Annotated in this window: 12 protein-coding genes and 1 tRNA gene; 7 read left to right on the forward strand and 6 right to left on the reverse strand. The window is 43.4% G+C overall.

Going from position 1 to position 16,202, the window contains the following annotated elements:
- Positions 1 to 14 precede the first annotated feature (14 nt).
- The 5 genes from EDD59_RS05325 (at position 15) to EDD59_RS05345 (ending at position 6,451) form a co-directional block, all read left to right on the forward strand.
- Entirely contained in the window at positions 15 to 2,006 is a 1,992-nt protein-coding gene (locus tag EDD59_RS05325) for an S-layer homology domain-containing protein (protein ID WP_132379663.1), read from the forward strand.
- A 135-nt stretch (positions 2,007 to 2,141) separates the two neighbouring features.
- Entirely contained in the window at positions 2,142 to 3,458 is a 1,317-nt protein-coding gene (locus tag EDD59_RS05330; RefSeq protein ID WP_132379665.1) for a S1C family serine protease, read from the forward strand.
- Between the two features lie 172 nt (positions 3,459 to 3,630).
- Entirely contained in the window at positions 3,631 to 5,889 is a 2,259-nt protein-coding gene (locus EDD59_RS05335; protein WP_132379667.1) for a heavy metal translocating P-type ATPase, read from the forward strand.
- 46 nt (positions 5,890 to 5,935) lie between these two features.
- Positions 5,936 to 6,241 (forward strand): metal-sensing transcriptional repressor, encoded by a 306-nt coding sequence (locus EDD59_RS05340; RefSeq protein ID WP_132379669.1) that lies wholly within the window; start codon positions 5,936 to 5,938, stop codon positions 6,239 to 6,241.
- Between the two features lie 12 nt (positions 6,242 to 6,253).
- A complete protein-coding gene (locus tag EDD59_RS05345) occupies positions 6,254 to 6,451 on the forward strand; it encodes a heavy-metal-associated domain-containing protein (protein WP_132379671.1) in 198 nt (65 codons plus the stop codon).
- A 51-nt stretch (positions 6,452 to 6,502) separates the two neighbouring features.
- Here the strand turns inward: EDD59_RS05345 and EDD59_RS05350 are convergent, their stop codons facing one another.
- Entirely contained in the window at positions 6,503 to 7,918 is a 1,416-nt protein-coding gene (locus EDD59_RS05350) for a hypothetical protein (protein ID WP_132379673.1), read from the reverse strand.
- 268 nt (positions 7,919 to 8,186) lie between these two features.
- Here EDD59_RS05350 and EDD59_RS05355 point away from each other — a divergent pair, with 268 nt between their 5' ends.
- Positions 8,187 to 13,106 carry a Spy0128 family protein gene (locus EDD59_RS05355; protein ID WP_132379675.1) on the forward strand — a complete coding sequence of 1,640 codons (4,920 nt, stop codon included), beginning with the start codon at positions 8,187 to 8,189 and terminating at the stop codon, positions 13,104 to 13,106.
- A gap of 151 nt (positions 13,107 to 13,257) precedes the next feature.
- Here the strand turns inward: EDD59_RS05355 and EDD59_RS05360 are convergent, their stop codons facing one another.
- From EDD59_RS05360 to EDD59_RS05370, 3 genes are read right to left on the reverse strand one after another with little or no spacing between them, the layout of a single operon-like run.
- Positions 13,258 to 13,875 carry a manganese catalase family protein gene (locus tag EDD59_RS05360; protein ID WP_132379677.1) on the reverse strand — a complete coding sequence of 206 codons (618 nt, stop codon included), beginning with the start codon at positions 13,873 to 13,875 and terminating at the stop codon, positions 13,258 to 13,260.
- A 3-nt stretch (positions 13,876 to 13,878) separates the two neighbouring features.
- A complete protein-coding gene (locus EDD59_RS05365; RefSeq protein ID WP_132379679.1) occupies positions 13,879 to 14,148 on the reverse strand; it encodes a spore coat protein CotJB in 270 nt (89 codons plus the stop codon).
- Complete coding sequence (locus EDD59_RS05370; protein WP_132379681.1) at positions 14,145 to 14,510, reverse strand: spore coat associated protein CotJA; 366 nt, start codon at positions 14,508 to 14,510, stop codon at positions 14,145 to 14,147. Before EDD59_RS05370 ends, EDD59_RS05365 begins: the two co-directional genes overlap by 4 nt.
- Positions 14,511 to 14,619: 109 nt before the next feature.
- Between EDD59_RS05370 and EDD59_RS05375 the strand changes: the two genes are divergently transcribed.
- Positions 14,620 to 14,694 (forward strand) — tRNA-Pro (locus tag EDD59_RS05375).
- Positions 14,695 to 14,912: 218 nt separating this feature from the next.
- Here the strand turns inward: EDD59_RS05375 and EDD59_RS05380 are convergent.
- Together EDD59_RS05380 and EDD59_RS17720 are read right to left on the reverse strand one after the other, a co-directional pair.
- A complete protein-coding gene (locus EDD59_RS05380; protein ID WP_132379683.1) occupies positions 14,913 to 15,323 on the reverse strand; it encodes a hypothetical protein in 411 nt (136 codons plus the stop codon).
- A gap of 3 nt (positions 15,324 to 15,326) precedes the next feature.
- A complete protein-coding gene (locus EDD59_RS17720) occupies positions 15,327 to 15,500 on the reverse strand; it encodes a hypothetical protein (protein WP_165920870.1) in 174 nt (57 codons plus the stop codon).
- Positions 15,501 to 16,202 lie beyond the last annotated feature (702 nt).

Raw genomic sequence — 16,202 nt, forward strand, 5'->3', positions numbered from 1 at the left:
GAGGAGTACAAATCATGAAAAAATGGTGTAAAGCAATTCTGTATATAGTGGGGATAGGTCTCTTTCTATCTACAGGGGCTGGGTTGTCATTGGAAGTACAGGCAGAAGAGTATGAGGACCGTCCGGTCACAGGGGTGGACGAGGAAGGCAATGTATATGAAGTTGAATCTGAGGCAGGAGTGGTGGAAGAGGGATTTTCTACTTTTTCTACCGCCACGGAGCAGGTTGTAAACTTTAATACAAAAGGAAATGCCAAAACAGATTATAAGGCGGACACAGGTGATACGGGGTATACAAACGGCGCTTATGGGGCAGATGCAGCTTACCTGGGAACGTCCAACGGACAGGTAAAGTTCCTGCTCTCCGGAGTGATAGGTTCTGTGCCACAAGGTGATGTCCAGGTAATAAATAAGGCATCAGCCAAATCTATCAGTTATTATACTGTTTCGGGAGGAGTGCTGAAACATAGGATAACTACAGATTTAAGATACAATGAGTATGCGAGTAACCTGAATTGTGGTACGGCACCGTCTTATCTTAAGGAGGGCGGACAGTATTATAGCTATGACGGACATTATTTTTACGCATCCGACAAATATGGGGCAATGCTGACGGATTACATAAACAATAACAGAAATAATTCCATTAATCCAAACACCCCTTATTATAACTATTACCAGTATCTTCCGATGCGCAGTACCAGCTCATATTCATCCTCAACCATGGATACACTAATTGCAGGAAAGACTACATCCACCTCCAAGATGCGGGGGATTGGTTCTTCTCTGACAAGTTCTCAGAATACCTATGGAGTAAACGCACTTCTGACTGCAGGAATTGCCGCAAATGAAAGTGCCTGGGGAAATAGTAATTATGCGATGCAGAAGAACAATCTTTTTGGTCTGAATGCAGGAGACAGCAATCCCGATGACTCCTACGCTTATTCCAGTGTCAGTGTCTGCATTAAGGCTTTTACAGAAACTTATATGTCTAAGACATATTTAAATCCCAATGACGGAATATATTGGGGTGGATTTCTGGGAAATAAGGGAAGTGGAATTAATGTGAAATATGCTTCGGATCCATACTGGGGAGAAAAGGCGGCTTCTATGGTATGGCTTTTGGATGCAGCCGGAGGAAATAAGGATCAGTATGCATACTCAATCGGTATCAAAGACACTTTTGCAGGCAGTCACCAGAATCTGCTGGTGAAGGCAGGAAGCTCTGCAAGCTCAGCAACTATGTACTCTACGGGAACGCAGTGTAATACTTCGTTTTTACTCTTGGACAATACAGCCCAGAACGGATTTTATAAAATAGCCAGCGACGGTGTGTTAAACAGCGCCAGAACAGGTATCAACAAGGATGCGGGTACATATAATTTCAGCTCAATGTATGGATATATTGCAGCCAACAGTATTGTAATTGTAAATACAGGAAGAACTCCCACGGGTGTTGATAAATTCAGGGATGTAAATGCAGGCGGCTGGTATTACAGCTACGTGAAGACGGTATATGAACGTGGTATTATGACCGGCATGGATACTTATACCTTCGGTCCCGCTGTAAGCTTAAGCCGTGCGCATTTTGCAACTATTTTGTATCGTATGCAGGGTTCCCCCTCTGTGTCATATAAGGCGGTATTCCCCGATGTGCCAAATGGGTATTTCTTTACCTCGCCTGTGCTGTGGGCTTATAATAATAAGGTGATAACCGGATATGAGAGCGGAAAATTTGGGCCTTCAGAGGTGATTACCAGAGAACAGATGGCTCTGATGATGTACCGATATGCAAAATTCTGCGGTTTAAATACGCAGAACAGTGCGAACCTCAATAGTTACCCTGATGCAGGTAAAGTAAGTGACTTTTCAAGAGAAGCGATGAGCTGGGCAGTAGGCACAGGTCTGATTCAGGGAGATCAGGGGACATTAAATCCTCAGGGGAGCGCAAGCCGTGCACATTGTGCAACAATTATCACCAGATTCATAGAGAAATATGATTTATAAAGACGAAGGTAATGTCAATACATTTTGTGGGAAATCATAATATAGTTTCAAAATTTGTTAAATGTTTGAACACACTTCTATCACAAAGAACGGCTATTATATCAATATAGAATACAAGAGAAAGAAGGAAGTTTTATGGAAAATCAATATAATTATTATAATCCTGAAGGACAACCGGGAAATACTCAATATAATAGCCAGTCAAACCAGCCAAATGGGAGCAGGCCGCAACGGAAGAAAATGCCGAAGGCTATTGCAGTGACCGGACTTGCCCTGTTGTTTGGAGTAGTGTCAAGCGCAACATTTTTAACGTCAAACATTGTGGGAAACAAGGTCTTGGGACTCGATGAATCTTCTTCATCCTCTTCCTCATCGGTTAAGAGTACAGCACCTGTAAACAATTCCACACTGACCACATCGTCAAGTGTGATAACTTCTGATGTGTCTGATGTAGTAGACAATGTAATGCCATCGATTGTATCTATTACAAACATGAGTGTTCAGCAGGTACAGGATTTCTTCGGAGGGGTTTCCCAGCAGGAAAGTGAGAGTGCGGGAACAGGAATCATTGTTGAACAAAATGACTCCGAGTTACTGATTGTAACCAACAACCATGTAGTGGCAGGCAGTGAGACGCTGACCGTTACATTTAATGACAACAAAAGTGTGGAGGCGGATATTAAAGGTACAGACCCTGCACATGATGTTGCAGTAATAGCAGTACCATTGAAAAGCATTTCTGATGATACAATGAAATCTATTTCAGTTGCTACAATGGGGGATTCTACAAAATTAAAAGTAGGGGAACCTGCAATTGCTATAGGCAACGCTCTTGGATATGGACAGTCAGTCACAACAGGTGTTATCAGCGCCACAGACCGGGAAGGCGCACAGGTTGTCGACCAGGCTACCGGCGAGGCAGCTCCCAGCGATGTAAAGCTGATTCAGACAGATGCAGCTATTAATCCAGGCAACAGCGGAGGCGCTCTGGTGAATGCAAAGGGAGAGGTAATCGGAATCAACTCATCCAAACTTGTAGGAAGCTCTGTGGAAGGTGTAGGCTATGCGATCCCGATCAGCGACGTGTCCGATATCATCACCAATCTGATGAATCAGGAGACAAAAACAAAAGTCAGCGAGAGCGACAGAGGATATCTTGGAATTGAAGGCTTTGATGTGACCTCAGAATACTCCGAAAGATTCAGCATGCCTCTCGGTGTGTACATTAACGGAGTTACCGGCGGAAGCGGTGCAGAAAAAGCCGGCCTCACCAAAGGCGGCGTAATCACAGCACTAAACGGAATTACAATTGACAACATGACTACTCTGCAGGAGCAGCTCAAGTACTATGCAAAAGGTGATACCGTAACACTTACCGTACAGGAGCCTGGAAATGGAGGAAACTATAAAGAACAAACTTATAAAGTCACATTAGGTACAAAAGCAGAATAAAAAAGGGGTCTGACCCTTTTGCAGCTCATATTCAGAATATTCTGAATATGGCGGTCAAAAGGGTCAGACCCCTTTTTACACTTGACATATACCCCATAAGGGTATACCATAATAACATACCCCGATAGGGTATTTATTGAGTCAATGTTTTCAGGAGTAAGGAGGAATAGCTATGGTTACTGAAAAGTATAAGATAGATGGTATGACGTGTGCCGCATGCAGCAGCTCTGTGGAGCGTGTCACCAGGAAGCTGGAGGGAGTTAAGGAAAGCAATGTTAACCTGACTACAGGTCTGATGACCATCACCTATGATGATACTCTGGCGAATCCGGATAAGATTGTTGCCAAGGTTACAAAGGCGGGCTTCGGAGCTGAGCCATATGTAGAGAAGAGTAAGAAGGAGCGTGTCCTTGAAGAGGAGGACGCTGCGGAGGAGGCGAAGAAGATAAAGCGCAGGTTGATTACGAATATCGTTCTTGCAATTCCGCTCCTCTATATTTCCATGGGTCATATGATGCCATTTCCCATGCCCCTCCCGAGGTTTCTGGATATGGAGCACAGTCCGTTGAATTATGCGTTAATCCAGTTGATTTTGACAGCATGTATACTTTACAATGGGCGTAATTTCTATCTCGTTGGGCTCAGAACTCTGTTCAAAGGACATCCGAATATGGATTCGCTGGTAGCCATCGGCACAGGAAGCGCTTTTCTCTACAGTCTGGTGATGACCATCAGGATACCTTCCGATATGATGGCTGTCCACAACCTGTATTATGAGTCTGCAGCCATTGTTGTAACCCTGGTAATGGTTGGAAAATATATGGAAAGCAGAAGTAAAGGCAAGACCAAGGAAGCGATTAAAAAGCTTATGGATCTGGCGCCTGATAAAGCAGTTGTCTTGAGAAATGGCGATCAAAAAGAGGTTCCAATAGAAGAGGTGAGTCAGGGTGAATATATTTTGATAAAGCCCGGAAGCCGGATTCCACTGGATGGAATCGTGATAGAAGGCCTCACTACGGTAGATGAGTCTATGCTGACCGGTGAAAGTATTCCTGTAGAGAAGGCTGTGGGGGATGAAGTTATCGGCGGCAGTGTGAACTATCAGGGTTCAGTAACGGCTCAGGTGACAAGAGTGGGAGCCGACACCACACTATCAAAGATTGTTAAGATGATGGAGGATGCTCAGGGAAAGAAAGCACCGATATCTAAATTGGCAGACACTGTGGCAGGCTATTTTGTCCCTGCGGTTATGGCAATAGCCGTAATTGCAGCTATAATCTGGCTGCTCCTCGGGCATGATCTGTCTTTTGTACTGACAATCTTCGTATCGGTACTTGTTATTGCGTGCCCCTGTGCTCTTGGACTTGCGACGCCTACTGCTATTATGGTAGGAACGGGACTGGGAGCGAATCACGGTATCTTGATTAAGAGCGGTGAGGCGCTGGAGTTAAGCCACAAGGCAGATGCTGTAGTGTTGGATAAGACAGGTACGGTGACAGAAGGCCAACCAAAGGTAATCTCTATCCTTTCAAAGTCAATGAGTGAAGATGAATTCTTAAGAATAGCCGCTTCCTGTGAGCAGGTGTCAGAACATCCTCTGGGAGCCGCTATTGTGGAGGAAGCTAAAGAGAGAAATCTGGCTTTGGAAAAAACAGAAGAATTCCAGAGCATCACAGGACAGGGAGTCCGGGCGGTGCTAAGTGGAAAGGTTTACTATATAGGCAATAAAAAGTTGTGCGAAGAACAGCATATTTCTCTCAGAGCTTATGAAGAGGAGTCAGGGAAAATTGCAGACAAAGGGCAGACACCTATGTTTCTGTCTGAACAGAAAGAAAAAGACAGGGACATTGAAATGCTTGGAATTATCAGCGTTGCAGATCCAGTAAAAGCGACCAGTAAGGAAGCTATTTCTAAAATGCAGCACGAAGGTATCAAGGTCTACATGCTTACCGGAGATAATAAGAGGACCGCTGCATATATCGGGCAGCAGGTAGGTGTGGATGCCGTCATTGCAGAAGTGCTTCCCGGAGATAAAGCAAGCGAAGTAGAGCGGCTACAAAAAGAAGGAAAATGTGTTATGATGGTAGGCGACGGAATCAATGATGCGCCTGCCCTGGTACAGGCGGATATCGGTGTGGCAGTGGGAAGCGGAAGTGACATTGCTCTGGATTCCAGCGACATCGTCCTGATGAAATCTGATCTGCGGGACGTGGAGAAGACAATCCGATTAAGTCGTGCAACCATCCGGAACATTAAGCAGAATTTATTCTGGGCTTTCTTCTATAATACCTGCGGACTGTTTCTTGCAGCAGGCATCCTGTATGCAGTCAGCGGCACACTGTTGAGCCCGATGATTGCCGGGCTGGCAATGTCCTTAAGCTCTGTTTCGGTCGTGGGAAATGCACTGCGGCTCCGCAGCTTAAACTTGTAAGGAATAATGATGAGGCCGCAGGTAGGAGGAAAAAACAAAGGAGGCGATGAAGTTGGAAGATAGTCAATGCTGTCCAAAGACAAAGCACAGAGATAAAGATGAATACACCTGTCTGATTCACCGTCTGAACCGGATAGAAGGTCAGGTGAGAGGGATTAAGAGCATGGTGGAAAACGATAGGTACTGCGTAGATATACTAGTGCAGGTGTCTGCCATCCAATCTGCACTGAATGCGTTTAATAAAGAGTTGCTGGCAAATCACATCCGCACCTGTGTCGTGGATGATATTCGGGGCGGAAAAGAAGACGCGGTGGACGAGTTGTGTACAACGATACAAAAATTAATGAAATAGGAGGAAAAGAAGATGAAGGTAATTAAGGTAGAAGGAATGCACTGTGATGCATGCGTGGATAGAATTACAAAAGCGATGACAGAGGAAGGGTTGAAATTTGAGGTCAGCCTTCCAAATAAAACAGTCACCATAGATGAGACCGATGAAGAACAAATAAGGACTGCACTGGAAACTCTGGATGACCTGGGATTTGAAGGTGTAGTGGAGTAAAGAAAAAGGTGCCCTGAAGTGTCAAGATTGAATTTCAGGGCACCTTTTTCTTTAAAAACTAGCCGGGTGAACATTTGTTTTTAATTCTTCCACATAATAGTCCCATATTTCTCCACTGAAATCCAGAGTTTTTAAACTGCCGTCCGCTATTTTGTCTTTGAGCATTTCATTTATCTTATCTGTTTTAAAATAGTAAAACCTTTCGGACTGATATGTACTGTCGACGTAATAAACAATATTGGCCCCCGCTGAACAGATAATGGCAATATAGGGCATGTCACAGTTTAAAACCTGTATCTTGTCAGGCTTCTTCCGGTCCAGATACAAGCCAAAGCGCTCGAGATAAGGAAGGCGTTCCTCCTGTGCAAAATCAACTGCTCCGAGGAGAGGAACGATGGCCTTTCCGCTGGTAAAAAAGCTTGTCATTGCATCAAGCGTTACTGCAAAGGTTGTCTCTGTTGTCAGAATACAGTTAAAAAATTTCGAAATGAAATCCTTTACAATGTCTTTCCCATCTAATACATCAAGTTCATGTCTTTCAAGTAAATATCCCAGAGAAATAAAATTATATACTGTATCCACACCTGCAGAGGCAAGCTTGTCGATGAATGTAGGATTCGCTTCTAAAAGAGCAGAAGCTTCGCTGCGGCTATAGCTGATCTTTTTGATTTTCCTCTTCATAAGACTAGTGAAAAATACATTGAGATAGCCTTTGTGGCGGATTGCTGTCAGGAGAGGAGTTCCATCCAGCTGAACATTGAAAACCAGCAGAACCTGATCCTTCAGCAATATAAAGGCAGACTCCATTTTTTCTTCTGTTATCCATAAATCCAGGTTAGCAAACAGATGAAGCTTAGGTATGGACGAGAGAAATGTCATACCGTATTTATCAAAGACAACCTCAAGTGATGAATAATCAAAAAAATGATTCATGGAAAGGTTTTTCCAATTTCTTAAATTTACAGTTTTAATTTTAACAAAGGTTCCGGAATATACCGGGTCAAACAATGGCAGAGTGCTGTAAAATGGCAGAATCCTGTCTTTTGCATTTGTAATTTGATCAGAAATAATGATACAGATCATATTCAAAACTGTCTTTTTTCCCAGAAAACTTGCCTCCGTATCAGGGTAATTCTTATTCTCACTATTTTCTTCTACAAAGTCTCTGTCTATAGAATATTCTACGGCAGATGCAAGAAAGATTTCCAGCTCGTATTTGGAATTGAAATTGTAGATAACCGGAAATATTTCCTCCAGCTTCATGTAGCAGTTGAAATCATATATAGCTTCAGCAAAGCAAAGGGCAGCCTGTCTGCTGAAAGCCTTTTTCTCTTTTAGGACGGGCAGCCTTTTTCCTGTCAGGATTTTGCTCAGTCCGCTGGGTGTCATATTCATATTGAGTGCAAAATCCGTCTTAGGTATCTTAGCGATGTCAATCAATTTTTCTAGTAATTTACCGGTATTCATATTGTTCCTCCCTTTTATCTTAAGGTAAAATATCACTTTTCCCATTATACAACGAATTGTTGCATTTTGCTTTCCTTAAAAAGAAAATTTGGTTATAAAAATTTCCTTTTAAGGAAAAAACAGTAACTATTACTAACATATTTTTCAAGCAGTGGGAAATTTAATCGTATACAATCCATATAGGAGTATTTTGTGTAATTTTAAATGAAAATGTTTTTTAAACTCGACGCACAGGGTACTAAAAATAATATGAGAAGGGAGAAAACACATGATAAGAAAAAGAAAAAGACGAGCAGTTATTAGTTGGATAATGACATTGTTGATGATGTTTAGCGTCCTGCCCATGAATATAGTCCATGCTGAAAATGTGGGAACGGATAAAACCTCTGTACTCATCGACATTACGGCAGCTGTCAGTCAGAATGAAGCTGCAATTACCGAAGGCAGTACGATATCCAGAACAGAAGCTGTTTCAATAGCCGTTTCATTTGGCATACCCGTGGGTGGTGAGGACGCTTCCCCACAGGCTTTGGTCAAAAAAGGAGATACGGCAGCTTTTCATTTGGCCACTGGCTTCAATCTGGCCGCAAAGACAAATATTGACTTGACAACGGCAGGAGGCCTCACAATTGGGCATGTCAGCTTTGCAAAAGACGACAGTACAGGAGGAATTACTGCAAATGTAATTTTCGACGGAGATGATAGGGCTTTTGACGAAACACAGGGAAATGTAACAGGAGGATTTCACCTAAACCTTACATATGATGCCAGTGGAGATTCCGGAAGTGCCGGAGAACATAGCGTATCAATTTTGGACAAGACATATACAGTAACCATACCTGAAGAAAAAACTGAAGTTGAGGAGCAGGTGAAAAGGTCAGCTTCCGTGCAGGCTGGTGGAAATGATGTGACATCTTTACTTACAGGTGTGACTGCATCGGTGAAGCAGGAAGGAAACGAGGTACAGCCGGGAGATGTTTTGCTGGATGACAAGGCCATAAGAGTTGAAGTTTCTTTCGGAGTGCCGGTTTTGGGAGATGGCCCAGGCCCACATGTTGAGAAGGGTGACTATGCTTTAATACTCCTGAGCGACGCATTGAAGGTACCTTCTTCAACGGAGTCGATTCCCCTCAGAAACGCAGATGGCATCGTAGTAGGCCATATTATATTTGTCGAAGCAGACGGGAAGGTGACTGCCAGAGTTGACTTTGACGGAGCTGATGAGGTGTTTGATGGAACCAACGAGGGTGTAAGTGCTGCTTTTAATGCAGAGTTTGAATTTAGTGAAGAGGGTGGAGAGTCAGGTGTCGGGGATAAAATTATTGCTATTGTAGATCACGAGTACAAGCTCGAAAAACCGCCGGTAGAGACTGAATATACACTGACAAAATCTGGTGAAGTACAGCCGGACCAGACCGTTGAATGGACAGTAAAGGTTTCGGGAAAAAAGGGCACAAATGATGTGGATCTTGCGGGCTATGAGCTGCGGGACGACTTAACAGACGTTGGTGATTATGTGCCTGATTCGTTTAAGCTCAATGGCAGCAGTGTGGCCGGCCCCTCTGTAACAGACGGGAAATTGAGCTACACCTTCCCGGAAAATTCGATGGGGGATCAGACTGTCAAGTTCAAAACGAAAATTCCTGATAATAAATATTTTGCAAACGGTCAGCAGTGGATCAACAATAAGGCTGAGCTGTATGACGAGGACGAGTACAAGACTGAGAACAGCGGAAATGTCACGTTCACGCCGGAATGGATTAAAAAAACAGGCGAGAGCAATGAAGATGGCAGCAGCGGTGTATATAATCCGAAGGACCGCACCATCACATGGACGATTACGGTCAACCAGATGGAAGCGGCTTTGAAAAATCCTGTCCTGCGTGATCTGCTGCCGGAGGGATTGACACTTGATAAGGCGACAGTGCAGTATTGGGACAGTACAATTGATGACTGGGGCTCTGAACAGAGCATCACACCCGTTGACAGCAATTATGCGATCGGCAATAAAACAGACGGCAGTGGCCGGATTCTGGATACGCAGGCTCTGCTGACCATCGTCACCAAAGTGCCGAACGGAGAATATGCCGCCGATATAACAACCTATACGAATACAGCTTATATCAGTTGGGATGGATACACAGGTGAGGGAGAGGGAATCAGCAGCGGCGGATTCGGCGTAGGCATCGGCTACAACGCGATTGAGAAGAGCGGCACGATTTCAGACAAAGATAACCAGACCATCACATGGACGGTGACGGTAGATCCCAAGGGGCAGACTATTCCGGAAATGAAAGTGTATGATCTGCTGCTCTACGGAAAATCGGGCAGTGTAAAGCTGGAGGATCTGACTATTGCGGGTATTGACGATAAAGTGAAGGGCAGACTTACTCCGCAGTATAACCAGAGATATGCAGGAAGCTTTAGCGGAGCAGAAGCAGGACTTACCGAACAGGTACTTCCGGTGATGAATGGCACCGAACAAGTGGGTGAGCTGCTGGTCGTAACAGGTTTTGACACTTCGAAAAAAACGTTTACATTTGATTCCATTGTTACTGACCCGGATATTTTCGCGGGCAACAAATCGGCGGAAGTGTTAAATACAGCTGCTTTATTTAGTGCAAATACAAGACTGAATGGGGCGGATGCAGAAGTTCCTTATCCCAGCAACATGTTGAAAAAGGAACTGATTAAGCGCGGACACACAGAAGACCCGGCCGGCGGGGTGAATGATATTCTTACAAATGGCGACGCTGGTTTTGATTATGAAGATAAATCTGCTATTTTCCGCATCAGTGTCAATGCTGACGGGCTGGATTTGACCAATGCCACAGGTAAAGCGCTGGGCAAGGTAACTGTTACCGATACACTGCCGGCGGGCTGGGAGCTGGCAGAGATTCTCCCCGGTGAGGATTATCTCATATTTGATGGTAATAAAAACGTGAGCAGCAATAGCGTGACGGCCACCGATACCACACCCGATACGGTTGCCGGTCTGGATTATACTAAGACAAAAAACAGTATTACCTTTACATTTGAAAATTTGAACAAACCATATGTCATTCTGGTTAAGGCTAAGCCGAATGCAGAAACACTGGAAAAATATTTCAGTAAAAATGGCAGTTATACAGCAACCAACAGCGTTAAGCTGACAGCAGACAACTGGGAGACTGGCATTGAATCTACCCGTAAAGTAACGATCACCAGCTCACTTCTCTCCAAGACCGCAGCTTTGGCGGAGGAGGGTGTTGTGCACTGGTCAGTGGAATACAAGCCCTATAAGCTTGAAAATAGGTACACCAAAATTGAGGATACACTGCCAATCGGAATGGAGCTGCGCACAGATGCAAGCGGCAATCTGATTCTGGACGGAAATATTATTGTCACTGAACTGACGATGAAGACAGATGGCAGCTATGAGGACGGAGCCGCGGTTACACCGGTTATCGGAGAAAATGTTTTCTATGACCGTACAACACGGGTGCTTACCTTTATGATTCCGGATTCTGTAAAGGCTTACCGTTTTACCTACCTGACAGATGTTACAGGCGAACCGGGCACGGTGACGAATCAGGCAAAGCTGTACGGTGAGAGCGAAGTGCAGGAAAGCACCGGCAAGAACTATCAGATTACCGACAGGGACGGCAGGGCTACCATGCGCAGGAGCGGCTGGATAGAGATTGCCAAAATTGACGGTGCAACAAAGACTCCCCTTTCGGGTGTGGAATTCACTATCTTTGCGCTGGACGGCACAACTGTTATCAGACAAGGCAGAACCGAGGCGGACGGAACACTGAAGCTGCGCGGCCTGCCTGACGGTGACTATATACTCATGGAAACAGATGCCCCGGCGGGGTATACACCTGACAGCCGTGAGCACAGCCTATCGGTTGTGAGAGAGGACAGTGCAACTATCACCTGCTCAATCGACGGAAAAACAGGAGATGATGCCAACCTTGTTACCATTAAGAACTACCAGGAGGGTACAGCGGGAGAACTGACTCTCAGCAAGATGGTAACAGGCGAAGCTGCAGACAAAACTAAAGCCTTTGACTTTACCATTACATTAAAAGATGTAGACGGCAATGCAATAAATGGCACGTATTCCTATATCGGTAAGCGTGTTCCGGCCGGAGATATAGAAATAAAAGATGGCAAAGGGACAATTTCCCTTACCGATGGACAGAGTATTACTATTGCAGGTATTCCCAAAGGTACGGGGTATACAATAAAGGAGGCAGACTATTCCGAAGAAGGTTATGTGAGCGAGAGTACAGGAAGTACAGGCACCATAGTGGAAGATGAGACACAAAAGGCGGCATTTACAAATACCCGCGTGCCGGCATCTGTAGTCCTGGAGGTGCAGAAGGTACTGGACGGAAAAAATTTGACGGAAGGTGCTTTCAGCTTTGAGCTGAAAGATGAAGAAGGAAATACAATCCAGACTAAGACAAATGCCCTTGATGGGAAAATCACATTTGACGAAATTTCCTATGACACCGTCGGTGAACATCGGTATACGATCCAGGAGGTTTCCGGAGATGAGGCTGGTGTTATCTATGATACGAATGTAATCAGCATAACGGTTAAGGTAGAAGTAGGTGAAGAGGGAAAGCTGATTGCTACTCCTGTATATAATGAAGGCAATCAGACATTTAACAACACTTATAAACCTGCAGAAGACAGTATTATATTATGGGCACAGAAAGTATTAGAGGGTCAGAACCTGAATGCCGGTAACTTCAGTTTTGAGCTGAAAGACCAGGAGGGCCAGGTTCTTCAAACAAAGGAAAATGATGCCCAAGGCAAAATATATTTTGATCCGATTGAATATACGAAGGCAGGTACTTACCAGTATACGATCCAGGAAGTTCCGGGAGATATGACAGGCATCACTTATGATACCCATGTAGTCAATGTAACAGTTACGGTGGAAGATAAGGATGCCCAGCTGTCAGCAGCCGCAGTATACGAAGGAGGCCAAACCTTTACGAATACCTATAAACAACTTGAAAAAGGAAAGATAGATTCACCCAAAAAGCCAAATACAGGTAAGAAAGATACGTCAAAGGCTAAAACACCAAAAACAGGGGATTCACACTTGCCGCTTATGTACGGAGTGATTCTCTTAATCAGCGCAGGCGTTCTTTTGACGGTGCTTGGTATAAAGAGAAAGAGAAGATCCTAAGAGATAAAAACGTTCAATAATATATGCTGTTACATATCCGCATATGTGAGAACATAACAGAAGGTTCGTGCTGCAGATGATAAACATCCATCTGCAGTACGAACTTTTTACGCGGGTGACGAGCCAAACGAGCAAAGAATGTTTCGTCTCGTTATCTGCAGTTATTGTTCTGACGTACGTCAAATTCCGGATTGATTGCATAGAAGTTTTTACTGTCCAGATTATCCTGTACAATACGGAGACTTTCACCGAAACGCTGATAGTGAACGATCTCACGTTCTCTAAGAAAACGAATTGGATCGCAGACATCAGGATCTTTTGCCAACCTCAGAATATTATCATAAGTTGTTCTGGCTTTTTGTTCTGCAGCCATGTCCTCATGCAAGTCAGTGATGGGATCCCCTTTAGATTGGAAAACGGTAGCTGTCCACGGTGATCCAGCGGCTGACTGCGGCCAGAGAGCGAGTGTGTGATCCACATAATAGGTTCCGAATCCGGATTGCTCAATCTCCTCCGGTGTCAGGTTTCTCGTCAGCTGATGGACGATGGAACAAATCATTTCCATGTGCGCAAGTTCCTCAGTGCCTATATCCGTCAGGGTACCTGCGACTTGCTTATACGGCATGGTATATCTCTGGGAAAGATACCGCATGGAAGCGGCAAGCTCACCGTCTGGTCCACCAAACTGCGTGATGATTATCTGCGCAAGTTTGGGATTGGTCTGTTTAATATTTACTGGATATTGCAGTCGTTTTTCATAACCCCACATAAATTAGCACCCCCCTTCCTGCCATGGCCATGGATCATCGATCCAGGTCCATTTGTCGCTGCAAGAATAAACAGCAGTGTCCACGGTCAAAGGGCCGAAACGTGCGGCGTATTCTTTCAGAGCTTCGTTTCTCATACGGCTGTACTCACGAAAGTAGGCCATTGCGTCTTCATCACACGGGTGGGTATCCAAAAAAAGTTTCACATCGTCTACTGCAAAACTTACGGCATTGATATGATCCAGTAATTCTTTTCTGCTTGGAGGGTTACTCATCGATTACAGCCTCCTTTCCCGTAAAATGGTAAGCTGAGTTCTTCAAAAATAGTACCTCTTCTTATTGCGTCATGAGGTTTCATTACATCACGCCATTTTTGCCAGGGTACATAGGCCATGGCTATAGGAAGCCGTACATCAGCCAGTGGATCATAACGTTTTTCGCATTGTCCCGGTGCTACATTTTTTCGAGCACCTTCTACAGCAGGGCATTCGCCGTATCCCGGACGGCGCGGATTATCTGCTCGCCCTGTGGGGGCAAAGTTTGAGCAAGAGTTATTGTTATAAGCAGGCATAGGCCGACAGCCATTGGGGGAATTCATTTGCCTGTCATAACGCATGTTGTTTTGATAATTCGCCATTTTGAGGTTTCTCCTTCCAATTACATTTACGGTATATAGTATGAAAAAAAATTTGAAAGGTTCCTCTTTACATTTTGGCGAAAGTCATATATAATGGGGAAAGTGAGGGCGGGGTGTGGCTCAGTTTGGTTAGAGCGCACGGCTGGGGGCCGTGAGGTCGCAAGTTCAAATCTTGTCACCCCGATTAAACCCAGTATTTATGGGATTTTTGACTGGTCGGTCAGTCGGTTTTAATTTATTACCTTTATTACCTTTTTAGATACAGGCATGGATATTAAAAATAATATCTGCCTTATCTTCTAGGCCATGCTTTTCCATGCAAGCATGAAATCATTTCCGACCTCAAAATAATTACACAATAATAAAAGCAGGAGAGTAGTTCTCCTGCTTAGTTTATGTAGTTTATAAATTATCTATTACGGTTTTAAATCTTAATCCTTTATCCGACAATTCCTCGATGAATTCTATTAGCAAATTAAATACGTCAGAATCTAAATTTCCCAAAACCCTATACTTACAAGTGGATTTATTAAAATAATAGAATTGGTCTGCTTTTACACAAGCATCTTTGTGATTTCCACCACCCTCTATTATTTGTTCGTCAGATGTTAAAGGAAGATTTGCGGGATATTTCATGAGTCGTTTTCGCTTTTCCTCAGTATCCATAGAAGACATAATTAATCCAACCATATTAAATTCTAATCCACGAATTTCTCCATCATTGTCATCAATAACAAAGAAGGAATGTTTGCCTATATCTTTTCCATATCCTTTAAGTGGGTTTACAAGAATAATATCCCCAATTTTACACATTAGTTAATCGTCCTTTTCATTTTTCTTATGCAACGTTATTTTTCTTTTGCCAGACAATACATCCTTTGACCATTTAATTGGAGTAATATCGCGCAAAGATTCCTCTGTTGATATTGGAGTTGGATCAAAATTCAATTTACTAAAATCAAGACGTTTATACTCTGCTGTATTATTCATATTTTCATCCTCCTCTTTTGTATTATTGTTTTCATCACACATATTCATCACCTCAAAACCACTATAACAGTATTAAGAGAAAAAGTATGTCGTTCTGTGTAACATATAAATATGCGTATTTACTAGTTATATTCATACTATACTCTTACCATGGACAAAAATCAAGTAAAACCATGGCTGTTTTCATCATATCCGTACACATTTTTATTTTAGTGACAGCGAAGGTCATATATTTGCAAAGATGTATAATGGTGGAACTAAAACATTTACGGTAAATCAAGGAGAAGCTTTCATTTAAGGTATCTTTGTCGAGTATGGCATTACTTATGACGACAATGCAACTGGTGTACGCAATGGTGGATTTGGCAGCACAGATAGGATGACCGTACATAAAGATACTAATAAATAAGATGTAAAAAATAGGACAATAATATAAAAACACTGTAATTCAATGTGCTTATATTGTTGTCCTAAATATTATTTTTACTAATAGCATGTGTACAAGATTGCTCCTTTCTAAAAAATTTATTACCTTTTTTATTACCCTGTAATATTGATGTTTTAAACCGCGTATTTACAGGCTTTTCAAGCTACCAGATGCCCGTGAGGTCGCAAGTTCAAATCTTGTCACCCCGATTATGTAAGTTTTTGAGAAAGAGTCATCGTCAGGATCAGGTAAGTATCTGGTTTTGGCGGTGGCTT

The organism is Muricomes intestini, assembly GCF_004346165.1.
Lineage (GTDB): Bacteria > Bacillota > Clostridia > Lachnospirales > Lachnospiraceae > Muricomes > Muricomes intestini.